A 23,696-nucleotide genomic window follows, 5' to 3' on the forward strand; every position below is an offset into this window, starting at 1 on the left:
CCGTGGTGTATCGGGCTACACCACGGGTCCGGTAGAACGCCCCCTCGATCTGTGGCCCCGCGAACTGGCATCGTGGTTTCCGCAAGGGGCATCGGCCCCCCACCGCTCGATGGAAGGAACGGTCATGAAGGCCCTGCTCTGGATCCTGCTCGTGGTAACCGTCGCCGCAAATGTCTCCACCAGCTTTGCCTTCGACGGCGGCAAGCAGGTCGCCATCAGCGTCTGCACCGGTACCGTCGCCATCGCCTCGGCCGTGGGTCTCTTCCTGATGCGCAACAAGCGCGTTAAGGGGTCCTGACAGCACGGTGCGAACGGTCGCGGTGCAACCGGTCGCGGTACGCGCTGCCGCCCGCTCCGGGCCCGGCGCACAGCGCACCTTCTTCCCGCAGCCCGGGCAGTGCCCTGCCCCCGGGGGCAGGGCACTGTTCCAGAGGCAGGGATTCCGCGCTCCGTTCGCGCCTACGGCACGGGCTGTTGCTGGGTGACGCAGTGGATGCCGCCGCCTCCCGCGCCCAGCCGGTCGATGTTCAGCTGCTCGACGGTGCGGCCGGGATGGAGCCGGGCCAGTACGCCCTTCGCCGCCGCGTCCGCCGCGGCATCACCGAACTGGCCGCAGACGACGGCGCCGTTGCACAGGTAGTAGTGGGAGTGTTCAATGAACGGCGGATCCGATGATCAAGGAGACGCCGGATGAGCGACACCACCATCGAGCAGATAGCGGCCGACGAGCCGACCTCCGTGGCCGTGCCGGCGAGTGACGAGCAGTTGGTCGCGATGCTCGTGGACCGGGCCCGGTCGGAGGGCCTGCGGCTGACCGGCGAGGGCGGGCTGCTCCAGCAGCTGACCAAGCGGGTGCTGGAGTCCGCCCTTGAGGGCGAGATCACCGATCACCTCGGATACGAGAAGCACGACGCCGAGGGCCGGGGCAGCGGCAACTCCCGTAACGGGGCGCGGGTGAAGACGGTGCTGACCGATGTCGGCCCGGTCGAGGTCAAGGTCCCCCGGGACGTGGGTCCAGGTCCTTGGGGTCACGCGCGATCTCCGGAGTGAGGCGGCCTGCTTCGATGGCAAAGTACCGGCGCAGGTCGCGCTGCCACTTTGTCACCAGGTGGGCTGGGACCACGATCACGGTGCGGCCCGGAATCAGCCCACGACGAGTCCCTTCCGCGATGTACATGCCCGTCATGATCGTCTTGCCAGTGCCGGGCTCATCGGCCAGCAGGAACCGCAACCGCGGCTGCGCCAGCATGTGAGTGAAGACAGCCTCGTCCTGGTGCGCGTATGGCTTCAGAGGACGTGTGGCAAGGACAGCGGAGCGAATACGCGGGACCGCGTACTGCATCCACCGCCCCCAAAGGCCAGCGAGGGCACGGTTCGGGTTCCCGCCTACATCGTTAGCGGGAACGCTAGCTTCGCATAGCTCCTCGTAGGTAAGGGCTGCGTCAGCCAGTGACCCGTTCCCGTGACGGATTACAAGATCACAGCCACTCGGCGTGGAGGTAGCCATGACAACAGTGACCAGGTGACCGTCGACGGTGATCTGGCTGCCGGCTTTGGGCAGCACGCTGGGGTCATCGGTCACCGCGTGTCCCCCTTGTGGCTCGCTCCGCATGCTTGCAGGAGAAGCCTACTTCCGCCCACTGGTGGCGATCACACGTTCCGGCTCATGCGCTTAGCAGCGGAGCTCGTCACAGCTTAGCCGGAAGGGCCGCAGGACCTTCGTGAAAGTCACCACCGGTCAGGACTGGTTCCGACCTCTACGGCACAAACGCCTCGTGCCATCTAGCGCACTGCCGATCCCTCCGGCGGCTGCAATCAGCGTGACGCCCAGCTTAGAGGTCGTTTTCTCCCGGTGTTTCATCCCGTAGATTGTGTTTCGTCCTGGAATGTTGGGTCGCGCCAGGACACGGTGGTTTCCCCGGTGAGGCGGCGGGCCATGAGGTCGGTCATGGCGAGGTGGATCATAGCTTCGGAGCGGGTGGGCAGGGCTTCGTAGTCGCGGACCAGGCGGCGGTGAAACATCAGCCATCCGTAGGTTCGCTCGACGGCCCACCGCTTCGGGATGGGGGTGAAGCCCCTGGTCCCGGGCTTGCGTTGGGTGATTTCCATGTCGATACCCAGGGCCGCGGCGTGCTCGACCAGATGCTGGCGGTACCCGCCGTCGACCCAGACCTTTCGGATCGTGGGGTGCTCGGCAGCCACCGTGTCGATCAAGCTGGTGCCGGCGACGGAGTCCTGGACGCTCGCGGCCGTGACCAGGACCGCCAGAAGCAGGCCGAGTGTGTCCGTCACGATGCTTCTCTTCCTGCCGACGATCTTCTTGCCCGCGTCCGTGCCCTGGCTCGTGGCGGGAACGCTTGTGGAGGTTTTCACGCTCTGTGCGTCGATGACGCACGCGGACGGTTCGGCGTTGCGGCCTTCGTGTTCACGCAGCAGGCTCCGCAGCAGCCCGCTGAGATGGGCGAACACGCCGTCCTTTTCCCACTTGGCGAAGTAGCCGTAGACCGTTTCCCAGGGCGGGAAGTCGTGGGGGAGGTAGCGCCACTGCACTCCGGTGCGGTCCACGTAGAGGATGGCGTCCAGGATGGTACGCAGGTCGTGCTCGGGTGGGCGGCCGATGTTCAGGGCCCTGCTGCGGCGCTCGGCCCGCCAGTCGGTCAGGACCGGTTCGATCAACTCCCAGCGGGCATCGGACAGATCACTCGGATACGGGCGGCGTTCAGTCATGCTCTGGGCGTACCGCTCAGTGCAGCCCACGCCCAGGCGTGCGGCACCGACAACGGAAGCAAAGCCAATGCGCCCTCCCACCCTGGGATGAAACAGACCCAAGACATACTCCGCCCCACCCATCACCCCAGAAGAGCACCTTCGAGCCACCCGCCTCAGTGGCCTCAACCGTCCCCCACTCACGCACCGAAAGAATCGCCATCTTTCAAAACGAATTGCAGGAAAACGACCTCTTAGACGTCGTTTCTTATGGTTCAGGTGAGGGCTGAGTGGCTTGGGGAAAGCCCAGCTGATCGAGCAGCGTGCTGAGGAGGTCTTCTGCGAAGGCCTCGTGTGAGCGGAGCAGTTCTTCAATCATGGTTGTCTCCGGCGTGACGGGGATGCCGGCGGCTGCGGCCCAGGCAATGGCACCCTCGGCGTCGGTGGGTATCTCGGCGTCGAGTTCGGCGTGCTTGTGTCTGACGGCTTCGTGGAACTCTGGGGTGTCCAGCCATAGGAGTTGGTCTTCGAGGTCTTCGGGCTCCTCGGCCAGAAGCCTGGCGGCGATGTCCAGGTTGAGCCAGGCCTGCCAGCGCTGTCCGGTGGTGTCCAGTCCGGTCACGAGAGCGAGGGAACTGTCGGAGACGTCGGCGACGCAGGCCGGTGCCCTGCTCCACTCAACCAGGGCAGGCAGGTCCGCGTCGCCCCATGTCCCCGAATCGATTTGAAGCGTCTGCCAGCCGCCCGGCCGTGTCTCGCATGTATGCATGGTTGCCTTGAGTTCTTCGTCGAGGCTGTCGAACACGGGAGCTTCCAGTAGAGGGCGGTCGCTGCGAGCAAAGACCAGGTGACCCGAGAATCCCACGGAAGTTCCTCCTTCAAGATGGTGAGCGCACCCTATGAGCTGCCGCTGACAACGCGGGCATGACCAGCATCTGTGCGGTCGGCGAGGCTCATCTGCTGAGGCGGCGATACCCGATGAGGGCTGCAGCGATGGCAACGAAGGCGAGGAAGTGCTCAGGCTTGCGTTCGTAGCGGCGGTGCAGGCGTCGGCAGCCGGCCAGCCAGGACACGGTTCGTTCGACGACCCAGCGGTGGCGGCCGAGCCGGGTGGAGGACTCGACTCCCTTACGGGCGATGCGGGGACGTATACCCCGCCCGCGGAGCCATCGCCGCAGGTGGTCGTAGTCGTACCCCTTGTCCGCATGCAGCTTCGCCGGTCGCCTGCGGCGAGGTCCACGGCGGGAACGGATGGGCGGGATTCCACGGATGAGCGGTTCCAGTCCCTGGCTGTCGTGCATGTTGGCGCCGGAGACGCCCAGTGACAGCGGCAGGCCGTTCCGGTCGGTGACCAGATGGATTTTCGATCCCAACTTGCCACGGTCGGTCGGATTCGGTCCCGTCAGAAGCCCCCTCTTGCGGCCCGGACGCTGACCGAGTCGATCGCGCACCGTGACCAGTCCAGCTCACCTCGCGCCCCGAGTTCGTCGAGGACGACGCGGTGGAGCCGGGCCCAGACCCGGTCCCGGCTCCACTGGGCGAAACGCCGGTACACCGTCTGCCAGCACGGACCAAACACAGGGGGCAACTGCCTCCACGTGCAGCCCGACGTCGCCACGAAAACGATCGCGGCCAACGCCTCACGGTCACCCGCCCGTCGCCGGCCCCCGCCCTGCGGACGCTTCACCTCCGTCGGCGGTACCACCCGCCGAAACAGCACCCACAAATCGTCCGGCACCAGCCGCTCAACCAGATCCGTCACACACCGCTCAACGACCGACAACCGCCATAAGAAACGACGTCTTAGAGGTCGTTTTCCTGCAATTCGTTTTGAAAGATGGCGATTCTTTCGGTGCGTGAGTGGGGGACGGTTGAGGCCACTGAGGCGGGTGGCTCGAAGGTGCTCTTCTGGGGTGATGGGTGGGGCGGAGTATGTCTTGGGTCTGTTTCATCCCAGGGTGGGAGGGCGCATTGGCTTTGCTTCCGTTGTCGGTGCCGCACGCCTGGGCGTGGGCTGCACTGAGCGGTACGCCCAGAGCATGACTGAACGCCGCCCGTATCCGAGTGATCTGTCCGATGCCCGCTGGGAGTTGATCGAACCGGTCCTGACCGACTGGCGGGCCGAGCGCCGCAGCAGGGCCCTGAACATCGGCCGCCCACCCGAGCACGACCTGCGTACCATCCTGGACGCCATCCTCTACGTGGACCGCACCGGAGTGCAGTGGCGCTACCTCCCCCACGACTTCCCGCCCTGGGAAACGGTCTACGGCTACTTCGCCAAGTGGGAAAAGGACGGCGTGTTCGCCCATCTCAGCGGGCTGCTGCGGAGCCTGCTGCGTGAACACGAAGGCCGCAACGCCGAACCGTCCGCGTGCGTCATCGACGCACAGAGCGTGAAAACCTCCACAAGCGTTCCCGCCACGAGCCAGGGCACGGACGCGGGCAAGAAGATCGTCGGCAGGAAGAGAAGCATCGTGACGGACACACTCGGCCTGCTTCTGGCGGTCCTGGTCACGGCCGCGAGCGTCCAGGACTCCGTCGCCGGCACCAGCTTGATCGACACGGTGGCTGCCGAGCACCCCACGATCCGAAAGGTCTGGGTCGACGGCGGGTACCGCCAGCATCTGGTCGAGCACGCCGCGGCCCTGGGTATCGACATGGAAATCACCCAACGCAAGCCCGGGACCAGGGGCTTCACCCCCATCCCGAAGCGGTGGGCCGTCGAGCGAACCTACGGATGGCTGATGTTTCACCGCCGCCTGGTCCGCGACTACGAAGCCCTGCCCACCCGCTCCGAAGCTATGATCCACCTCGCCATGACCGACCTCATGGCCCGCCGCCTCACCGGGGAAACCACCGTGTCCTGGCGCGACCCAACATTCCAGGACGAAACACAATCTACGGGATGAAACACCGGGAGAAAACGACCTCTTAGCGGCCACATCGGCGATCCTGGCCTGCGCCTCGTCTCAGGCTGCGCCCGGGGAGCGCGGATCCGAAATATCGATCAGACAAACTTTGCCCCGGTGACTCCGATTCTTCTCGGGTACGCCCTGCACGACCATGAAGCGCTAGTGCAGTTGAGTGCACCTTCAGCGCGCGGGCTCCTGCACCACGAGCGACGAGAAGGGGCGGCGCGTGAAGGTCACCGAACTCTGGATCGGGCGGTACGCATGCATGCTCCAGTCCGCGCTCTGGCTCACCAACGAGCAGTTCGCCGCCCGGCTTGGGATCGCCGTTCGGAGCCGACGCTGCGGAGAACGCGGACGTCATGTGGGTTCCGAAAAACTCACTCACTTGGTTCGTCCTCTGATTTGCAGGACCCGGCAACTCTGCATGGAGCGTCACCAGCCCTCGGCGTTGCACCGTCACTCGCAGCCTTGACGTCGCCTGACCTGCCGAACGCGCGCCTGACACACCATCAGAACGAGCGTCAAATGAGCGTCACGAGCGTCATTTCAGCGTCAAGATATCGCCCGTAACGCCCACACCGCACATAATGCGCACGCACAAAACCGCAGGTCAGGAGCCCTTCGAGACCGGCTCCAGGATCGCGACGCACTCCACGTGATGCGTCATCGGAAACAGATCGAACGCCCTCAACGTCCGCACCCGGTACCCGCCATCCCGGAAGTACGCCAGGTCGCGTGCCAGCGCCGCCGGGTCGCAGGCGACGTAGGCGATGCGGCGGGCGCCGAGGCCCGTGAGGTGTTTGACGACCTGCTTGCCGGCGCCTGCGCGGGGCGGGTCGAGGACGATCAGGTCGCACTCGGTGATGCCGGTGCGCGGGAGGATCTGGTCGACCTTGCCGTGTTCGATGCGGACCCGGTCCAGGTCCTTCAGGTTGTGGCGGGCGTCCTCGACGGCGCGCTTGCCGGACTCGATGCCGAGGACGGCGCCCTTTTCGCCGATGCGCTGGCCGATGGCCCCGGCGAACAGGCCGACGCCGCAGTAGAGGTCGAGGGCCATGTCGTTCTTGCGGGGCAGGAGGCCCTGCATGACGGCACGGACCAGGGTGTTGGCGGCCTGCGGGTGGACCTGCCAGAAGCCGCCGGATCCGACGCGGTAGGTGCGGTCGTCGGCGCGCTCGCGGACGAAGGCTCGGCCGTGCACGCGGTGGACGCCGCCGTCGCGCTCGTCGACGCGCATCACCGAGACGGGCTTGTCGAGCTCGACCAGGGGCAGCCGGCCGCCGGGCCTCGGGGTGAGGATGACCTGGCGGTCGTGGGAACCCGTGGCGGCGATGGCCTCCACCGTGGCCATGCCGGGCCAGTCGCGCTTCTCGATGCCGAGCTCCGTGACGCCGGGGGCCGCGATCAGGCAGCGCTCGACGGGCTCCACGTCGTGCGAGCGGTGCTTGCGCAGGCCGACCTTGCCGTCCTCGTCGATGGCGTACTGGACGCGGGTGCGCCAGGCGGGAACCTCGCCCGCGGGGAGTTTGTCGCCCTCGGCCGGCATGACCGTGCCGTCCCAGCCCGCCTCCTCGGGGGTGAGGCCCGCGAGGCGCTGGAGCTGTTCGGCGATCACTTCGCCCTTGAGGCGGCGCTGGGCACCGGGCTTGGCGTGCTGCCAGTCGCAGCCGCCGCACTTGCCGGGGCCTGCGTACGGGCAGGGCGCCTCGACGCGGTCCTTGGACGCCTCGATGATCCGTACCGCGTCGGCGCGCAGGAAGCGGGAGTCGCTCTCGCCGTCGGTGACCCTGGCGATCACCTTCTCGCCGGGGAGCGTGTGCCGTACGAAGAGGACCCGGCCCTCCGAGGTGCGGGCGATGCAGTGGCCGCCGTGTGCGACGGGGCCGACCTCGACCTCGTACTCCTCCCCGACCAGCGACGACGTGGGTTCGTTCTGCATGAGGGGGTGGCTCCAGAGATCAAAGGGGAACGGCCGGACAACAACCTACGATTCTACGTGGGTGTCGTCCGGCCGTTTACCACGAACGGAAGCGGGCAGGGGCGGTCAGCTCTTGCCGCTGGGTTCCTTGGGCCTGCGCTCCACGGGGCCGCGGCGCACCGCGCCCGGCGCGTTCCACTCGGCGCGCTTCCTGGCGCGCTTCTTGGCCGCCTCGGAGGACTCCAGCTGATACGGCACGGAGGTCACCATGACGCCCGGGGTGAACAGCAGCCGCCCCTTGAGGCGCAGGGCGCTCTGGTTGTGGAGGAGGTGCTCGTACCAGTGGCCGACCACGTATTCCGGGATGTACACGCTCACCACGTCGCGCGGGCTCTCCCGGCGCAGGCTCTTCACGTAGTCGATGACCGGCCGGGTCACCTCGCGGTACGGGGAGTCGAGGATCTTCAGCGGGATGTCGATGCCGCGCCGCTCCCAGTCGTCCTTGAGCGCCTTGGTCTCGGCCGGGTCGACGCTGATGGAGAGCGCCTCCAGCCGGTCGGAGCGGATCAGCTTGGCGTAGGCGAGGGCGCGCAGGGTGGGCCGGTGGAGCTTGGAGACCAGGACGATCGAGTGGACCCTGGAGGGCCGGATCGTCTCGTCGGACGGGGTCTCGTCGGCGGCGATCTCCTCGGCGACCCGGTCGTAGTGCTTCCGGATCGCGGTCATCGTCGCGAAGAAGATACACATGCCGAGCAGGGCGACCCAGGCACCGTGGGTGAACTTGGTGACCAGGACGACCACGAGGACGAGGCCGGTCAGGAAGGCGCCGAAGGCGTTGATCGCGCGGGAGCGGATCATGTGGCGGCGCTTGTCGGCGTCCTTCTCGGTGCGCAGGTGGCGGTTCCAGTGGCGGACCATGCCGGTCTGGCTGAGCGTGAAGGACACGAACACGCCGACGATGTAGAGCTGGATCAGCCGGGTCGAGTCGGCGCCGTAGACGACGACGAGCAGGGCGGCCGCGCCGGCGAGCAGCACGATGCCGTTGGAGAACGCGAGGCGGTCGCCGCGGGTGTGCAGCTGGCGCGGCAGGTAGCGGTCCTGGGCAAGGATCGAGCCGAGCACCGGGAAGCCGTTGTACGCCGTGTTCGCCGCGAGGAACAGCACCAGGGCGGTGGCCGCGGCGAGCACGAGGAACAGGAAGCTGCCGTTGCCGAAGACGGCCTCGGCGACCTGCGTGATCACCGGGTCCTGCACATAGCCGGGGCCGACCGGCACACCGCCCTTCAGCAGGTCCTGCGCCGGGTTCTCGGCCATCCGGACGTCGGTGACCAGGGCGAGGGCGATGATGCCGACGAGCATGGTGATGGCGAGCGCGCCCATCATCGTCAGCGTCGTGGCCGCGTTCTTGGACTTGGGCTTACGGAAGGCCGGGACGCCGTTGGAGACCGCCTCGACGCCGGTGAGCGCGGCACAGCCGGAGGAGAAGGCGCGCAGCAGCAGGAAGACAAGGGCGAAGCCCGCGAGGCCCTCCTGCTCCGCCTTGATGTGGAAGTCGGCGGTGGGCGCGCGCATGGTGTCGCCGAGCACGAGAGCGCGGTAGGCACCCCACGCGATCATGATGAAGACGCCCACGACGAACACGTACGTCGGAATCGCGAAGAGCGACCCGGACTCCTTGACGCCGCGCAGATTCATCAGCGTCAGCAGCAGGATCACCGCGACGGCGCACAGCACCTTGTGCTCGACCACGAACGGGATCGCCGAGCCCAGGTTCTCGATGCCGGAGGTGATGGAGACGGCGACGGTGAGGACGTAGTCCACGAGCAGTGCGCTGGCGACCGTCAGGCCGGCCTTGGGGCCGAGGTTGGTGGTGGCGACCTCGTAGTCGCCACCACCGCTGGGGTACGCGTGCACGTTCTGCCGGTACGACGCCACCACGGTGAACATCACCACCACGACCGCCAGGGCGATCCACGGGCTGAAGTGGTACGCCGACACGCCCGCGACGGACAGGACGAGCAGAACCTCGCCAGGCGCGTAGGCAACGGAGGACAGGGCGTCGGAGGCGAAGACGGGGAGGGCGATGCGCTTCGGCAGGAGCGTTTCTCCGAGCCGGTCACTGCGCAGTGCGCGCCCGATCAGGATCCGTTTGGGCACGTCGGTCAGTTTGGACACGCAGAGGATCGTAAGCGTTCCGTATGGAAGCTGCGGACCCACCACCCCCGTGGCCCCGCAATCTCCTGCGCTCGAACGAAAAAGCCACGAAATCCTTAACGAAATCCTTGCACTAAGCGTCCGCGAAAAGCGCGCTGTAACCATTCAATGCGGGCTGACCGCCGAGATGTGCGTAAAGGACGGTGGAATCCCGGGCGATCTCGCCGCGCCCCACGAGGTCGATCGTTCCCGCCATCGACTTCCCCTCGTACACGGGGTCGGTGACCATGCCCTCGGTACGGGCGGCCAGCCGCATGGCGTCGAGGGTCGTGTCGTCGGGGATGCCGTAGGTGCCCGCGTGGTAGCGCTCGTCGAGCTCGATGTCGTCCACGGTGAGTTCCCGGCGCACCCCGATGAGCCGTGCGGTGCCGGCCGCGATCCGGGCGATCTGCTCGCGGGTACGGGCGGGCTCGGCCGAGGCGTCGATGCCCAGTACGCGTCGTGGGCGGGCGCCCGCCGCCTCCAGCGCGGCGAAGCCCGCGACCATGCCGGCCTGGGTGGAGCCGGTCACCGAGCAGACGACCACGGTGTCGAAGAACACGCCGAGCGTGCGTTCCTGCTCGGCCACCTCGTACGCCCAGTTCGCGAAGCCGAGCCCGCCCAGCGGGTGGTCGGACGCGCCCGCGGGGATCGCGTACGGCCTGCCGCCGCCCTCCTCCACCTCGCGCAGCGCCTGCTCCCAGCTCTCCTTGACCCCGATGCCGAACCCGGCGCGCACCAGACGGACGTCGGCGCCCGCCAGGCGGCTGATCAGGATGTTGCCGACCTTGTCGTAGACGGCGTCGGGCCACTCGACCCAGCTCTCCTGGATGAGTACGCACTTGAGACCGGCGCGGGCGGCGACCGCCGCGACCTGGCGGGTGTGATTGGACTGGACGCCACCGATGGATACGAGGGTGTCGCAGCCCTTCGCGAGGGCGTCGGCGACGAGGTATTCGAGCTTGCGGGTCTTGTTGCCGCCGTAGGCGATGCCGGAGTTGCAGTCCTCCCGCTTGGCCCAGACCCCGGCGCCACCGAGGTGCTCGGTGAGCCGGTCGAGCCGGTGCACGGGAGAGGGGCCGAAGAGGAGGGGGTAGCGGTCGTACGAAGAGATCGAGATCGACACTGGGGCTCCCTTGGTCGGGGTGGGGTGAGGTGAAATGGGTCCACTCGCGCTCGGAATCGCTCGGCCGGTGGGCATCGCGCGCTGCGGGCTACTCGAGCGGTTCGTCCGCCAGCTCTTCGAGCGCCCGCCAGATCTCGGCGGTGATCCGGACCGCGGCTTCGGCGTCACGCGCCGCGCACGCCTCGATCAGCTGATCGTGCAGCTCCGCGGAGCCGTGCGCGGAGCCGGCCGTGCCGAACTGCCGCCATTCCAGGCGCCGGATCAAGGGCGTGTAGCGCTCGACGGTGGCGTCCACGGCCCGGTTGCCGCAGGCGGTGACGAGGACGTCGTGGAGCCGGTCGTCGGCGCGCAGCGCCTCCGCCACGTCGCCGCGGCCGGCCGCCTTCCGGAACCGGTCGTTGGCCGCGCGCATCACGGTGATGTCCGCGTCCACGAGGTGGGGCACGGCGGTCCTGGCGGCCAGTTCCTGCATGGCTCGTACTACGGCCGCTGCATCCCGGACGTCGCCCGGCACCAGCCGGGTCACCCGGGTGTAGCTCTGCGGCTTGGACTCGACGAGACCCTCACCGGCGAGCCGGGACAGCGCGTCGCGGACCGGGGCCCGGGAGAGTCCGAGGCGTTCGGCGAGGTCGGCGTCGCGGACGGGCGCACCGGGCGGGATGTCACCGCGGACGATGGCGTCGCGGATCGCTTCGTAGGCGGTGTCCCGCAACAGGGTCCGCCGGACGGGGCGCAGGGTCTCCATGAACTGACATGTTAGATGTCTGTGCACTCGGTACTCAAGAGGCTGTCCACCGCGCGGGGCACGGCGAAAGCGCACTCGGATGAGGCTTCGCACTCCGGGACGCATAAGCTCATCCTGGGCAACGGGACACACCGTTGCCCCGTTGTTTGCCCGGCAAGCTGAGAAAGAAGTGTGAGCAGGGTGTTTTCGCAGGTCAGCCGGACGACCAGGACTGCGAGGTAGGCGCAAGGTGCACATCGTCATCATGGGCTGCGGGCGAGTAGGAGCCGCTCTCGCGCAGACCCTGGAGCAGCAGGGGCACACGGTCGCCGTCGTCGACCAGGACCCGACGGCGTTCCGTCGTCTCGGTTCCGGATTCGGCGGACGGCGCGTCACCGGTGTCGGCTTCGACCAGGACACCCTCCGCGAGGCGGGTATCGAGGAGGCCGGTGCGTTCGCCGCGGTGAGCAGCGGCGACAACTCGAACATCATCGCCGCCCGGGTGGCCCGCGAGATGTTCGGCATCGAGAATGTCGCGGCGCGGATCTACGACCCCCGGCGTGCCGAGGTCTACCAGCGTCTCGGTATCCCCACGGTCGCCACCGTGCGCTGGACCGCGGACCAGATGCTGCGGCGGCTGCTGCCTTCCGGCGCCGAGCCGCTGTGGCGGGATCCGAGCGGCGGTGTGCAGCTCGCGGAGGTGCACACCACCCCGTCCTGGATCGGCCACAAGATCAGCACGCTGCAGGAGGAGACGGGCGTCCGCGTGGCGTTCCTCACCCGGCTGGGCGAAGCCATACTGCCCACCTCGCAGACGGTGCTGCAGGAAGGCGACCTGGTCCACGTGATGATGCGTACGGACGAGATCGTGAAGGTCGAGGCGGCCTTCGCCGAGGGTCCTGAGGAGGGCGGTCACTGATGCGTGTCGCGATTGCCGGGGCCGGTGCGGTGGGCCGTTCCATCGCGGGCGAGCTGCTGGAGAACGGCCACGAGGTGCTGCTCGTCGACAAGGCGCCGACCGCCATCTCGGTGGAGCGGGTGCCGATGGCCGAGTGGCTGCTGGCGGACGCCTGCGAGATCACCTCGCTCGACGAGGCGGCGCTGCAACGCTGCAACGTCGTCATCGCCGCGACCGGAGACGACAAGGTGAACCTGGTCGTCTCGCTGCTCGCCAAGACGGAGTACGGCGTGCCGAGGGTCGTCGCCCGGGTCAACAACCCGAAGAACGAGTGGCTGTTCAACGAGGCCTGGGGCGTCGATGTCGCGGTCTCGACGCCGCGCCTGATGTCGGCCCTGGTCGAGGAGGCGGTGAGCGTCGGCGATCTGGTCCGGCTGCTGCGCTTCAGCCACGGTGACGCCAACCTGGTCGAGCTGACGCTGCCCCCGGAGTCGGCGCTGGCCGGCACCCAGGTCGGTGAAGTGGCCTGGCCCGAGGACACCTCGCTGGTCACCATCATCCGCGGGCAGCGGGTTCTGACGCCGAACACCGAGGAGACCCTGGAGGCCGGCGACGAGCTGCTGTTCGTGGCCGCACAGGCACGCGAGGAGCAGTTGGAGGACCTGCTGTCGGTGCGCCGGGGCGACTCGGACGACTGACCCGCAGGACGTAAAGGAGGGGCCCGGAACCGTGTGACACGGTTCCGGGCCCCTCCTTTACGTCTCAGAACTCCCGTACGTCTCAGAACTGCTGCTGCGCCTCAGAGTTCCTGGTTGCGCGCCGCGGCTGCCGCTGCGGCCTCGGCCGCCTTGCGGTCCTTCTCCGCCTGCTCCTCGGCCTCCATCTCGGCGAAGACGTCGATGGGCGGCGGAGCCTTGGCGAGGAAGACCCAGGTCAGATAGACCGCGAGCAGGAACGGCGGGATCTTCAGGGCGACCAGGACCCAGCCGAACTGCGTGGTGTCGGCCCACCAGTACAGCGGGAAGAGGATCGCGCACTTGGCGAGCAGGATCAGGCCCCAGGCGTAGCTGGCCTTGGCGTACGCCTTCTTGCGGCCGGGGTTCCTGGTGCGCCAGGAGAGGTTCTCCTTGAACACCGGCCCCAGGATCAGACCGATCAGCGGCACCCCGGCGAGGGTGGTGATCAGGTAGGCCAGGGCCAGACCGAGCGTGTAGAGCATGCCCGGCAGATAGAAGTCCTTGGCGTTGCCCGTCATCATCGCGAAGACCACACCGAAGGCCACACCGAAAACGCCGCTGAAGGCGTGCTTGACGGTGTCCTTCCGGATCAGCCGCACGGCGACGAGGACCAGGGACACCACCAGGGCCGCGATGGCCGAGCTGTGCAGATCCTTGTTGATCGTGAAGATGGTGACGAACAGCAGCCCGGGGAGGACTGTCTCCACCATGCCCCGGACACCGCCGAACGCCTCGAAGAGCGCGGCCTCGGTGACCGCCTTCGCCTCGGCATCCTGCTGGTCGGTGCGGGTGGTGCGGTCCGTGTCGGACGTCGGCTTGTCGAGAGACGTCACCGGCTACTCCTTGCCGAGCGGTCGGAGTTCGTATTTGGGGTTGAACAGCACCCGGCGCCCGTGACTCATGGCGATCCGGCCCGAGGCGATGAGCTTGCGGCCCGGTTCTATGCCCACGATGGAGCGCCGGCCCAGCCAGACAACGTCCAGCGGAGCGGTGCCGTCGAAGAGCTCTGCCTCCAGGGCGGGCACTCCGGCGCGCGGCCGCAGGGTGACGGTCCGCAAGGTACCAGTCACCTTCACGATCTGGCGGTCGGTGCATTCGGAGATCCGCGTGCAGCCCGAGGCCTGCGAGTCCTCCTGCAGCTCCTCGGACTCGAGGTCCTCCTGGGAGGTGGACAGCCGGTCGAGCATCCGCCGGAAGCGGCCGGACGGCTTCTCCGCCCTGCCGGACTTGTCGGATCGAGGAACAGCACTCATAACCGAAGGGTACCGGTCCCGGCTGCTCCGAGCGGGTGTCCCCGGTCTCACTCGAACGGGTGACCGGGGACAGTTCCCGAAAGACGGTCCGGCCACCCTCACCGATCGCGGTGGGCGGGTCGGCCGCCCGGCCGCCCATCCACCCCGCCGCTCGTTCAGCCGCGCTCGAATCGGTACCCCATGCCCGGTTCGGTGACGAAGTGCCGGGGGTGCGACGGGTCGGACTCCAGTTTGCGCCGCAGCTGGGCCATGTAGACCCGCAGGTAGTTGGTCTCGGTGCCGTACGAGGGCCCCCAGACCTCCTGGAGCAGCTGCTTCTGGCTGACCAGCCGGCCGCTGTTGCGGACCAGGACCTCCAGCAGGTGCCACTCGGTGGGGGTGAGCCGTACGTCGCGCCCCTCTCGGTGGACCTTCTTCGCCGCCAGGTCGACGGTGAACCCCTCGGTCTCGACGATCACGATGTCGTCGGAACCCTGCTGCCCGACGGGTTCGGCGCGGCGGACCGAGGCGCGCAGCCTGGCCAGCAGCTCGTCCATGCCGAACGGTTTGGTGACGTAGTCGTCCGCACCGGCGTCCAGGGCCTCCACCTTCTCGTCGGAGGTGTGGCGGGCGGACAGCACGAGGATCGGCACCCTGGTCCAGCCGCGCAGCCCCTTGATCACCTCGACGCCGTCCATGTCCGGCAGCCCGAGGTCGAGGACGACGACGTCGGGGTGGCGGGCGGCGGCGAGCTGGAGGGCGGTCGCGCCGTCGGGCGCCGCGTCCACCTCGTACTTGCGCGCCTTCAGGTTGATCACGAGGGCGCGTACGATCTGCGGCTCGTCGTCGACCACAAGCACCCGGGTCATGGGGGCCCTGCCTTTCTGCTGTACGGCGATCTCCCGGGACGTACCGGAGATCATGAGGTGAACTGCGTGCTCATGAGTCGGACTGCTTGGTCATGCGATGGACTGCTTGGTCGTGCGGTGGACTGCGTGGTCGTGCGGTGATCGTGCCGTTGGGTCATGGAGTGTCCCGCACGGTCATGAGGTGACCCGCGCGGGCAGGTCGGGGCTGACCGGAACGTATCCCGACGCCGCCTTGAGGGTCAGCACCATGGTGAGGCCGCCGCCGGGGGTGTCCTCGGCGTCCAGCGTGCCGCCCATGGACTCCACGAAGCCGCGGGCCACGGCGAGCCCCAGTCCGACGCCCGCGCCGCGCGGGGCGTCGCCGTAGCGCTGGAAGGGCTCGAAGATGCGCTCCTTGGCCTCGTCGGGGACTCCGGGGCCGCGGTCGGCCACCCGTAGCTCGACGCGTTCGCCGAGCGCGCTGGCGGCCACGGTGACGCGTTCCGCGTAGCGGCTGTACTTCACGGCGTTCTCGACGATGTTGGCGACGGCCCGTTCCAGCAGCCCGGGGTCGACCTCGACCATCGGCAGGGTCTCGGGGATGTCCAGGTCGACGCTGTCCTCGGGGACACCGCCGAGAGCCATCGGGACCACCTCGTCGAGATCGATCTCGCGGATCAGCGGGGTGACGGTGCCGGTCTGGAGCCTGGACATGTCCAGGAGGTTGCCCACGAGGTGGTCGAGGCGGTCGGCGCCGTTCTCGATGCCCTCCAGGAGTTCGGCCTGGTCCTCCTCGGACCAGGCGACGTCGTCGGAGCGCAGGGAGCTGACGGCGGCCTTGATGGCGGCGAGCGGGGTACGCAGATCGTGGCTGACGGCGGCGAGCAGCGCCGTCCTGATCCGGTTGCCCTCGGCGAGCCGCCGGGCCTCCTCCGCCTCGTCGACCAGGCGCTCCCGCTCCAGTACGACGGCGGCCTGCGCGGCGAACGCGCCGAGCACCCGCCGGTCCTCGGCGGGCAGCACCCGCCCGGAGAGCGCCAGCGCCATGTGGTCGCCGACGGGCATGTCCACATCGGCGTCCTCCGGCCGGGTCACCGGGCCCGGCCCGACGCTCCCGGCACACGTCCACGGGTCGACGTCGCTGCGGCGTTCCAGCAGGGCGACGGACTCCATGCCGAAGGTCTCGCGGACCCGGTCGAGGAGCGCGTCCAGCGTCGTCTCGCCACGCAGCACACTGCCTGCCAGAAAGGAGAGGATCTCCGACTCGGCGCGCAGCCGGGCCGCCTGATGGGTGCGGCGGGCCGCCAGATCGACGACCGAGGCTACCGAGACCGCCACCGCGAAGAAGATCACGATGGCGACGAAGTTCTCCGGGTCCTGCACCGTCAGGGTGTGGGTGGGCGGGGTGAACCAGTAGTTCAGCAGCAGCGAGCCGGCGGCGGCCGAAGCGAGGGCGGGCAGCAGTCCGCCGAGCAGGGCCGCGGCGACCGTCATGAAGAGGAAGAGCAGTACGTCGTTGGCGAGCCCCGGACCGTTGCCGAGGCCGCTGAGGAGCAGGGTGAGGAGGGCCGGGCCGCCCACCCCGACCAGCCAGCCCCAGATGATCCGGACCCGGCCCAGCCGGGCACCGCGGGCGATGGGCAGGCCGCGCCCCTTGGCGACCTCTTCGTGGGTGACGATGTGGACATCGAGGTCGGGCCCGGACTCCCGGGCGACGGTGGCGCCCACCCCGGGCCCGTAGATGTACTGCCAGGCCTTGCGTCGGCTGGAGCCGAGGACGATCTGCGTGGCGTTCACCCCCCGGGCGAATTCGAGGAGCGCCGAGGGTATGTCGTCGCCTATGACGTGGTGGAACGTGCCGCCGAGGTCCTCCACGAGGGTGCGCTGGACGGTGAGTTCCTTGGGTGACGCGGAGGTCAGCCCGTCGCTGCGGGCGATGTAGACGGCGAGGATCTCGCTGCCCGAGCCCTTGGCCGCCATCCGGGACGCGCGGCGGATGAGCGTACGGCCCTCGGGGCCGCCGGTGAGTCCGACGACGATGCGTTCGCGGGCCTGCCAGGTGGTGCGGATGTTGTGCTCGCCGCGGTACTGCTGGAGGTATTCGTCGACCCGGTCGGCGACCCAGAGCAGGGCCAGCTCGCGCAGGGCGGTCAGGTTGCCGGGGCGGAAGTAGTTGGACAGCGAGGCGTCGATCCGGTCCGGCTTGTAGATGTTGCCGTGAGCCATCCGGCGACGCAGCGCCTGTGGCGACATGTCGACGAGTTCGAGCTGGTCGGCCCGGCGGACCACCTCGTCGGGGACGGTCTCGCGCTGCCGTACGCCGGTTATCGCCTCGACGACGTCACCGAGCGACTCCAGGTGCTGGATGTTGACGGTGGACACCACGTCCATGCCGGCCTGGAGGAGTTCCTCGACGTCCTGCCAGCGTTTGGCGTTGCGCGAGCCCGGCACATTGGTGTGCGCCAGTTCGTCCACCAGGGCGACGGCGGGGGCCCGCTCCAGGACCGCGTCGACGTCCATCTCGGTGAAGACGGCGGAGCGGTACTCGATCTCGCGGCGCCGGACCTGTTCCAGGCCGTGCAGCATGACCTCGGTGCGTGGCCGGTCGTGGTGTTCCACGAAGGCGACGACGCAGTCGGTGCCCCGCTCCACCCGTCGATGGGCCTCGGAGAGCATCGCGTACGTCTTGCCGACGCCGGGTGCCGCACCCAGGTAGATCCGAAGCTTGCCGCGTGCCATGGCCCCATTGTCTTCTCTTGAACCCGGCTGCGTCCGATGCGGCAGCCGCTTCGAAGTTACCCCGCAGATTATCGACAAATGGGGCGGCGGGTGTGGTCAGGGACCGAATTGACAGGATTCTGACGCCGCGGACGGGCCATGGACGGGCCACGGGTGCCTCCGGAAGGCTCCCGCGGCCCACCCCCTACGCGTGCTCGACGATGTGGCCGTCGCTCAGTTCCAGCACCCGGTCCGCCAGCCCCAGCAGCTGGGAGTCGTGCGTCGCCACCAGTGCCGTGACGCCCTCGCTCCGCACCACCGCCCGCAGCAGCTCCATCACCGCGAGCCCGGTCTCCGCGTCGAGCTGCCCGGTCGGCTCGTCCGCGATCAGCAGGGACGGCCGGTTGGCGAGTGCGCGGGCGATGGCGACGCGCTGCTGCTGGCCCCCGGACAGCTCACCGGGACGCTGGGCCGCGTGGTCGGCGAGGCCGACCAGGGAGAGCAGCAGCGCCACCCGGTCCTCGCGCTCGTGCGGGTCCGCCTTGCGCAACCGCATGGGCACGCCGACGTTCTCCGCCGCGGTCAGGATCGGGATGAGGCCGAACGACTGGAAGATGAAGCCGATCCGGTCCCGGCGCAGTGCCAGGAGCCCGTCCTCGCCCAGCTCTGCGAGGTCCGTGCCGTCGATGGTGATCCGGCCGCCGTCGGGGCTGTCGAGCCCGCCGAGCAGGTTGAGGAGGGTCGTCTTGCCCGAGCCCGAGCGGCCCTTGAGGGCGACCAGCTCACCGCGCGGCACTTCGAAGGACACCCCGCGCAGCGCGTGTACGGCTCCGGCGCCGGAGCCGTACGAACGGTACAGGTCCTCGACCCGGACCATGGGCCCGTCGGCCGGTTGCTCCGCGACTGCGGTACCGCCCTGTCCGTCGGTGGCCGCCCGGTCGGTGCGCTCGGTCATGTCTCTCCCCGTAAACGTGCTCGGTCCCCGTAGTCGGCCAGTATGTGCAATGCGCACAGGGCTCGACAATGGCCGACGGCCGTCGGACACCGATGCGGCCGCCCTCGGCGCCCGGCCGGGACCGGCGAAACAGGCTTGGCGGGGTGCCGTCACCGGGGAAACAGGCGTGGCGGGGCGCCGGGTCCGGACCCGGCGCCCCGCCACGCGGACCTTCTCAGGCCCCGTTCACTTCATCGTTCACTTCGATCGTTCACTTCACCAGCTGCTTGAGGGCGATGTTGAGCTGGAGGACATTGACCCTCGGCTCCCCCACGAAGCCCAGGATCCGGCCGTCGGTGTGCTGTTCGACGAGTTTCTCCACCCGGTCGACGGGGAGGTGGTTCCGCTCGGCCACCCGGCGCACCTGGAGCTGTGCGTACGCCGGGGAGATGGCCGGGTCGAGGCCGGAGCCGGAGGAGGTGACGGCGTCGGCCGGCACGTCCGAGGGGCTGACCGGGTGGCCGGGGACGGAGTTGTCCTTGACCACGGCGGCCTTGGCGGCCTTCACCCAGTCGATGAGTTCCTTGTTGTCGCCGGAGCGGTTGGTCGCGCCGGAGAGGATCAGCTTGTACTGGGTGTTGACGCTGTTGGTGCCCAGGCCGTTGGAGGGGCGCGGCTGGAACCACTTGAGGTCCGGGGCCGCGGTCTCCTGCCCCTTCTTCAGCGGCAGGTCGTAGCGCTGGCCGATGAGTTCGGAGCCGACGACCTTGCCGTTCTCGGTGATCTCGGAGCCGTTGGCCTTGTCGGGGAAGACGCCCTGGGCGACGCCGGTGACGGCGAGCGGGTAGAGCACGCCGCAGACGACGGTGAGGACGAGCAGGGCGCGCAGCCCGGCCCAGAGCAACCGGGCGGTGTTTGCTACGGAGTTGTTCATGGCAGGTCAGCCGATTCCTAGATTCAGTTCAGCCCGGGTACGAGGGAGATGACCATGTCGATGATCTTGATGCCGATGAACGGGGCGACCAGACCGCCGAGTCCGTAGATCCCGAGGTTGCGCCGGAGCATCGAGTCGGCGCTGCTGGGCCGGTAGCGCACGCCCTTCAGGGCGAGCGGCACCAGCGCGACGATGATCAGCGCGTTGAAGACGACGGCCGACAGGATCGCGGACTGGGGCGAGGACAGCTGCATGATGTTCAGCTTGTCCAGGCCGGGGTAGACCACGGCGAACATCGCGGGGATGATCGCGAAGTACTTCGCGACGTCGTTGGCGATCGAGAACGTCGTCAGCGCACCACGCGTGATGAGCAGCTGCTTGCCGATCTCGACGATCTCGATCAGCTTCGTGGGGTTGGAGTCCAGGTCCACCATGTTCCCGGCCTCCTTGGCGGCCGAGGTGCCGGTGTTCATGGCCACGCCGACATCCGCCTGGGCGAGCGCCGGGGCGTCGTTCGTGCCGTCGCCGGTCATCGCGACGAGCTTGCCGCCCGCCTGCTCCCGCTTGATGAGGGCCATCTTGTCCTCGGGCGTGGCCTCGGCGAGGAAGTCGTCCACTCCTGCCTCATCGGCGATGGCCTTCGCGGTCAGCGGGTTGTCGCCGGTGATCATGACTGTACGGATGCCCATCCGGCGCAGCTCGTCGAACCGCTCCCGCATGCCCTCCTTGACCACGTCCTTGAGGTGGATGACACCCAGGACCCGGGCCCCCTGCTCGTCCTCCAGGGCCACCAGCAGCGGCGTGCCGCCCGCCTCGGAGATCCTGTCGGTGAGTGCCTGCGCGTCCTGCGAGACACTGCCGCCGCGCTCCTTGACCCAGGCGACGACCGAACCGGTGGCGCCCTTGCGGACCTTGCGCCCGTCGACGTCGACGCCGGACATGCGCGTCTGGGCGGTGAACGCGACCCACTCGGCCTGCCGCAGCTCGCCCTGGTGGCGCTCGCGCAGCCCGTACTTCTCCTTGGCGAGCACGACGATCGAGCGGCCCTCCGGCGTCTCGTCGGCCAGCGAGGAGAGCTGGGCCGCGTCGGCCAGTTCGGCCTCCGTCGTTCCCTTGACGGGTACGAACTCGGCGGCCTGCCGGTTGCCGAGCGTGATGGTGCCGGTCTTGTCGAGCAGCAGCGTCGAGACGTCTCCGGCGGCCTCGACGGCCCGCCCCGACATGGCGAGCACATTGCGCTGCACCAGGCGGTCCATGCCGGCGATGCCGATCGCGGAGAGCAGTGCGCCGATCGTCGTCGGGATCAGACAGACCAGCAGCGCGGTCAGCACGATCATCGACTGCCGCTGCCCGGCGTAGATCGCGAAGGGCTGGAGGGTGACGACGGCGAGCAGGAAGACGATGGTGAGGGACGCGAGGAGAATGTTCAGCGCGATCTCGTTGGGCGTCTTCTGCCGGGCGGCGCCCTCGACCAGGGCGATCATCCGGTCGATGAACGTCTCGCCGGGCTTGGTGGTGATCTTGACGACGATGCGGTCGGAGAGCACCTTCGTACCCCCGGTGACGGCGCTCCGGTCACCGCCGGACTCCCGGATGACCGGGGCGGACTCGCCGGTTATCGCGGATTCGTCGACGCTCGCGACGCCCTCGACGACGTCTCCGTCGCCGGGGATGATGTCACCGGCCTCGCAGACCACCAGGTCGCCGACGCGCAGCTCGGTGCCGGGCACCCGCTCCTCGTTCGTGCCGATCAGCCGCCGGGCGACGGTGTCGGTCTTGGCCTTGCGCAGCGTGTCGGCCTGCGCCTTGCCGCGGCCCTCGGCGACCGCCTCCGCCAGGTTGGCGAAGATCGTGGTCAGCCAGAGCCAGGCCGTGATCGCCCAGCCGAACCACTCCCCCGGGTCCAGGCACGCGAGCACGGTGGTGAACACCGAACCGATCAGCACGACGAACATGACCGGGGACTTGACCATCACCCGGGGGTCGAGCTTGCGTACGGCGTCGGGGAAGGACCGGATCAGCTGCGCAGGGTCGAACAGGCCCGCGCCGACGCGCCCTTCGCTCTGGTGACCCGTGGGCGCGTCCTGGTGCGGTGCCCGGGTGGGGGTGACAGTGGACATCGAGTCCTCTTGCTCCGTACGAGTGGTCATGACGCCAGCCCTTCGGCCAGCGGCCCCAGCGCCAGGGCCGGGAAGTAGGTCAGCCCGGTGATGATCAGGATCGTGCCGACCAGCAGTCCGCTGAAGAGCGGCTTGTGCGTGCCCAGGGTTCCCACGGTCGCCGGTACGGGTTTCTGCTCGGCGAGCGAGCCGGCCAGCGCCAGGATGAACACCATCGGCAGGAACCGGCCGAGCAGCATCGCGAGACCGATCGTGGTGTTGAACCACTGCGTGTCCGCGTTGAGCCCGGCGAACGCCGAACCGTTGTTGTTCGCGCCCGAGGTGTAGGCGTAGAGGATCTCGGAGAATCCGTGTGCGCCGGTGTTGGTCATCGAGTGGGGCGGGGTGGGCAGCGCCATCGCTGCGGCGGTGAAGCAGAGCACCAGGGCCGGGGTGATCAGGATGTAGCAGGCCGCGAGCTTGATCTCGCGGGTGCCGATCTTCTTCCCCAGATACTCCGGAGTGCGGCCGACCATCAGCCCGGCGATGAACACCGCGATGATCGCCATGACGAGCATCCCGTAGAGGCCGGAACCGACGCCTCCGGGCGCGATCTCGCCGAGCTGCATGCCCAGCATCGTGATCCCGCCGCCGAAGCCGGTGTACGAGGAGTGGAAGGAGTTCACCGCGCCGGTGGAGGTGAGGGTCGTGGCCACCGCGAAGATCGACGAGCCGGCGATCCCGAACCGGGTCTCCTTGCCCTCCATCGCCCCGCCCGCGATGTCGAACGCGGGCCCGTGATGGGCGAATTCGGTCCACATCATCAGGGTGGTGAAGCCCAGCCAGATGACACCCATCGTCGCGAGGATCGCGTAACCCTGCTTGAGCGAGCCGACCATCCGGCCGAAGGTCCGCGTCAACGCGAAGGGGATGACGAGGATCAGGAAGATCTCAAGGAGGTTGGACAGCCCGTTGGGGTTCTCGAACGGGTGGGCCGCGTTGGCGTTGAAGTAGCCGCCGCCGTTGGTTCCCAGCTCCTTGATGGCCTCCTGGGAGGCCACGGCGCCGCCGTTCCACTGCTGCGAGCCGCCCATGAACTGCCCGACCTCGTGGATGCCGGCGAAGTTCTGGATCGCGCCGCAGGCCACCAGCAACAGCGCGCCGACGGCGGCGATCGGCAGCAGGATCCGTACGGTGCCGCGCACCAGGTCGGACCAGAAGTTGCCGAGCTCACCGGTGCGGGAGCGGGCGAAGCCGCGTACCAGGGCCACCGCCACGGCCATGCCGACGGCGGCCGAGACGAAGTTCTGCACCGCGAGGCCGCCGGTCTGAACGACGTGGCCCATGGCCTGTTCGCCGTAGTACGACTGCCAGTTGGTGTTGGCGACGAACGACGCGGCCGTGTTGAACGCCTGGTCCGGGTCGATCGAGGCGAAGCCGAGCGAACCGGGCAGCGAGCCCTGGAGCCGCTGCAGCAGATAGAGGAAGAGGACGCTCACCGCGGAGAAGGCGAGCACCCCGCGCAGATACGCGGGCCAGCGCATCTGCGCGTTCGGGTCGGCGCCGACGGCCTTGTAGATCCACTTCTCGACCCGGAGGTGCTTCGTCGAGGAGTAGACACCGGCCATGTAGTCGCCGAGCGGACGGTACGCCAGCCCCAGCGCCACCACGAGCGCGAGGACCTGGAGCACACCAGCGAGGACGGGGCTCATATCGC

21 protein-coding genes and 1 pseudogene are annotated in these 23,696 nt (G+C 68.5%); 5 read left to right on the forward strand and 17 right to left on the reverse strand.

The window, feature by feature from the left end:
- Positions 1–124 precede the first annotated feature (124 nt).
- Positions 125–298 (forward strand): hypothetical protein, encoded by a 174-nt coding sequence (locus OG842_RS09720; protein WP_266729240.1) that lies wholly within the window; start codon positions 125–127, stop codon positions 296–298.
- Between the two features lie 161 nt (positions 299–459).
- Here the strand turns inward: OG842_RS09720 and OG842_RS09725 are convergent, their stop codons facing one another.
- Positions 460–657 (reverse strand): agmatine deiminase family protein, encoded by a 198-nt coding sequence (locus tag OG842_RS09725; protein WP_323185804.1) that lies wholly within the window; start codon positions 655–657, stop codon positions 460–462.
- Between the two features lie 117 nt (positions 658–774).
- On the opposite strand from OG842_RS09725, the pseudogene OG842_RS09730 reads away from it, so the two are divergent.
- Positions 775–1,008, forward strand: a pseudogene (locus tag OG842_RS09730) (transposase); the annotation flags it as partial.
- Here OG842_RS09730 and OG842_RS09735 read toward each other — a convergent pair.
- The 4 genes from OG842_RS09735 to OG842_RS09750 all read right to left on the reverse strand — a co-directional run bounded on the left by OG842_RS09735 (position 992) and on the right by OG842_RS09750 (position 4,459).
- Complete coding sequence (locus OG842_RS09735) at positions 992–1,612, reverse strand: SNF2-related protein (RefSeq protein WP_323185721.1); 621 nt, start codon at positions 1,610–1,612, stop codon at positions 992–994. The pseudogene OG842_RS09730 and the gene OG842_RS09735 sit on opposite strands and share 17 nt — an antisense overlap.
- A 245-nt stretch (positions 1,613–1,857) precedes the next feature.
- The gene (locus tag OG842_RS09740) at positions 1,858–2,727 is read right to left on the reverse strand and encodes an IS5 family transposase (protein WP_266729952.1); all 870 of its coding nucleotides are present in this window, start codon (positions 2,725–2,727) and stop codon (positions 1,858–1,860) included.
- Between the two features lie 247 nt (positions 2,728–2,974).
- On the reverse strand, positions 2,975–3,571 hold the full coding sequence (locus tag OG842_RS09745) for a hypothetical protein (RefSeq protein WP_266729241.1): 597 nt from the start codon (positions 3,569–3,571) through the stop codon (positions 2,975–2,977).
- An 88-nt stretch (positions 3,572–3,659) separates the two neighbouring features.
- A protein-coding gene (locus tag OG842_RS09750) for an IS5 family transposase (protein ID WP_266733500.1) occupies positions 3,660–4,459 on the reverse strand; the annotation gives its coding sequence in 2 pieces (ribosomal slippage) (positions 3,660–4,114 and positions 4,114–4,459; 801 coding nt in all).
- 286 nt (positions 4,460–4,745) lie between these two features.
- On the opposite strand from OG842_RS09750, the gene OG842_RS09755 reads away from it, so the two are divergent.
- A complete protein-coding gene (locus OG842_RS09755; RefSeq protein WP_266729952.1) occupies positions 4,746–5,615 on the forward strand; it encodes an IS5 family transposase in 870 nt (289 codons plus the stop codon).
- A 613-nt stretch (positions 5,616–6,228) separates the two neighbouring features.
- Here the strand turns inward: OG842_RS09755 and OG842_RS09760 are convergent.
- The 4 genes from OG842_RS09760 to OG842_RS09775 all read right to left on the reverse strand — a co-directional run bounded on the left by OG842_RS09760 (position 6,229) and on the right by OG842_RS09775 (position 11,600).
- Positions 6,229–7,557 carry a class I SAM-dependent RNA methyltransferase gene (locus OG842_RS09760; protein WP_266729242.1) on the reverse strand — a complete coding sequence of 443 codons (1,329 nt, stop codon included), beginning with the start codon at positions 7,555–7,557 and terminating at the stop codon, positions 6,229–6,231.
- Positions 7,558–7,662: 105 nt separating this feature from the next.
- Complete coding sequence (locus tag OG842_RS09765) at positions 7,663–9,711, reverse strand: APC family permease (protein WP_266729243.1); 2,049 nt, start codon at positions 9,709–9,711, stop codon at positions 7,663–7,665.
- A gap of 112 nt (positions 9,712–9,823) precedes the next feature.
- Positions 9,824–10,849, reverse strand: coding sequence for a 1-aminocyclopropane-1-carboxylate deaminase (locus tag OG842_RS09770; RefSeq protein WP_266733501.1), 1,026 nt, complete (start codon positions 10,847–10,849; stop codon positions 9,824–9,826).
- A gap of 94 nt (positions 10,850–10,943) precedes the next feature.
- The gene (locus tag OG842_RS09775) at positions 10,944–11,600 is read right to left on the reverse strand and encodes a GntR family transcriptional regulator (protein ID WP_266729244.1); all 657 of its coding nucleotides are present in this window, start codon (positions 11,598–11,600) and stop codon (positions 10,944–10,946) included.
- A gap of 229 nt (positions 11,601–11,829) precedes the next feature.
- On the opposite strand from OG842_RS09775, the gene OG842_RS09780 reads away from it, so the two are divergent.
- Together OG842_RS09780 and OG842_RS09785 are read left to right on the forward strand one after the other, a co-directional pair.
- On the forward strand, positions 11,830–12,498 hold the full coding sequence (locus tag OG842_RS09780; protein ID WP_266729245.1) for a potassium channel family protein: 669 nt from the start codon (positions 11,830–11,832) through the stop codon (positions 12,496–12,498).
- Positions 12,498–13,175 (forward strand): potassium channel family protein, encoded by a 678-nt coding sequence (locus tag OG842_RS09785; protein WP_266729246.1) that lies wholly within the window; start codon positions 12,498–12,500, stop codon positions 13,173–13,175. Before OG842_RS09780 ends, OG842_RS09785 begins: the two co-directional genes overlap by 1 nt.
- 101 nt (positions 13,176–13,276) lie before the next feature.
- Here OG842_RS09785 and OG842_RS09790 read toward each other — a convergent pair whose 3' ends face one another.
- The 8 genes from OG842_RS09790 to kdpA all read right to left on the reverse strand — a co-directional run bounded on the left by OG842_RS09790 (position 13,277) and on the right by kdpA (position 23,691).
- A complete protein-coding gene (locus OG842_RS09790) occupies positions 13,277–14,047 on the reverse strand; it encodes a DUF3159 domain-containing protein (protein ID WP_266729247.1) in 771 nt (256 codons plus the stop codon).
- A gap of 3 nt (positions 14,048–14,050) precedes the next feature.
- On the reverse strand, positions 14,051–14,467 hold the full coding sequence (locus OG842_RS09795) for an OB-fold nucleic acid binding domain-containing protein (RefSeq protein ID WP_266729248.1): 417 nt from the start codon (positions 14,465–14,467) through the stop codon (positions 14,051–14,053).
- Positions 14,468–14,622: 155 nt separating this feature from the next.
- Positions 14,623–15,315 carry a response regulator gene (locus tag OG842_RS09800; RefSeq protein ID WP_266733503.1) on the reverse strand — a complete coding sequence of 231 codons (693 nt, stop codon included), beginning with the start codon at positions 15,313–15,315 and terminating at the stop codon, positions 14,623–14,625.
- A gap of 174 nt (positions 15,316–15,489) precedes the next feature.
- Positions 15,490–18,033 carry an ATP-binding protein gene (locus OG842_RS09805; protein ID WP_266729249.1) on the reverse strand — a complete coding sequence of 848 codons (2,544 nt, stop codon included), beginning with the start codon at positions 18,031–18,033 and terminating at the stop codon, positions 15,490–15,492.
- A 184-nt stretch (positions 18,034–18,217) separates the two neighbouring features.
- Positions 18,218–18,967 (reverse strand): ABC transporter ATP-binding protein, encoded by a 750-nt coding sequence (locus OG842_RS09810; RefSeq protein ID WP_266729250.1) that lies wholly within the window; start codon positions 18,965–18,967, stop codon positions 18,218–18,220.
- 250 nt (positions 18,968–19,217) lie between these two features.
- Positions 19,218–19,880 carry a potassium-transporting ATPase subunit C gene (locus OG842_RS09815; protein ID WP_266729251.1) on the reverse strand — a complete coding sequence of 221 codons (663 nt, stop codon included), beginning with the start codon at positions 19,878–19,880 and terminating at the stop codon, positions 19,218–19,220.
- 23 nt (positions 19,881–19,903) lie between these two features.
- Positions 19,904–22,000, reverse strand: coding sequence for a potassium-transporting ATPase subunit KdpB (kdpB, locus tag OG842_RS09820; RefSeq protein WP_401877297.1), 2,097 nt, complete (start codon positions 21,998–22,000; stop codon positions 19,904–19,906).
- A gap of 26 nt (positions 22,001–22,026) precedes the next feature.
- Entirely contained in the window at positions 22,027–23,691 is a 1,665-nt protein-coding gene (kdpA, locus tag OG842_RS09825) for a potassium-transporting ATPase subunit KdpA (RefSeq protein WP_266729253.1), read from the reverse strand.
- Positions 23,692–23,696: the final 5 nt, after the last annotated feature.

The sequence above is a fragment of the Streptomyces sp. NBC_00376 genome, from assembly GCF_036077095.1.
GTDB lineage: Bacteria > Actinomycetota > Actinomycetes > Streptomycetales > Streptomycetaceae > Streptomyces.

Excerpts from the sequence above, each read along its gene's own strand:
- OG842_RS09805 (WP_266729249.1), bottom strand. The coding sequence starts at position 18,033 with ATGGCACGCGGCAAGCTTCGGATCTACCTGGGTGCGGCACCCGGCGTC.
- OG842_RS09735 (WP_323185721.1), bottom strand. The coding sequence starts at position 1,612 with ATGCGGAGCGAGCCACAAGGGGGACACGCGGTGACCGATGACCCCAGC.
- kdpA (WP_266729253.1), bottom strand. The coding sequence starts at position 23,691 with ATGAGCCCCGTCCTCGCTGGTGTGCTCCAGGTCCTCGCGCTCGTGGTG.
- OG842_RS09720 (WP_266729240.1), top strand. The coding sequence starts at position 125 with ATGAAGGCCCTGCTCTGGATCCTGCTCGTGGTAACCGTCGCCGCAAAT.
- OG842_RS09775 (WP_266729244.1), bottom strand. The coding sequence starts at position 11,600 with ATGGAGACCCTGCGCCCCGTCCGGCGGACCCTGTTGCGGGACACCGCC.
- kdpB (WP_401877297.1), bottom strand. The coding sequence starts at position 22,000 with ATGTCCACTGTCACCCCCACCCGGGCACCGCACCAGGACGCGCCCACG.
- OG842_RS09740 (WP_266729952.1), bottom strand. The coding sequence starts at position 2,727 with ATGACTGAACGCCGCCCGTATCCGAGTGATCTGTCCGATGCCCGCTGG.
- OG842_RS09795 (WP_266729248.1), bottom strand. The coding sequence starts at position 14,467 with ATGAGTGCTGTTCCTCGATCCGACAAGTCCGGCAGGGCGGAGAAGCCG.
- OG842_RS09815 (WP_266729251.1), bottom strand. The coding sequence starts at position 19,880 with ATGAACAACTCCGTAGCAAACACCGCCCGGTTGCTCTGGGCCGGGCTG.
- OG842_RS09810 (WP_266729250.1), bottom strand. The coding sequence starts at position 18,967 with ATGACCGAGCGCACCGACCGGGCGGCCACCGACGGACAGGGCGGTACC.
- OG842_RS09760 (WP_266729242.1), bottom strand. The coding sequence starts at position 7,557 with ATGCAGAACGAACCCACGTCGTCGCTGGTCGGGGAGGAGTACGAGGTC.
- OG842_RS09800 (WP_266733503.1), bottom strand. The coding sequence starts at position 15,315 with ATGACCCGGGTGCTTGTGGTCGACGACGAGCCGCAGATCGTACGCGCC.
- OG842_RS09785 (WP_266729246.1), top strand. The coding sequence starts at position 12,498 with ATGCGTGTCGCGATTGCCGGGGCCGGTGCGGTGGGCCGTTCCATCGCG.
- OG842_RS09755 (WP_266729952.1), top strand. The coding sequence starts at position 4,746 with ATGACTGAACGCCGCCCGTATCCGAGTGATCTGTCCGATGCCCGCTGG.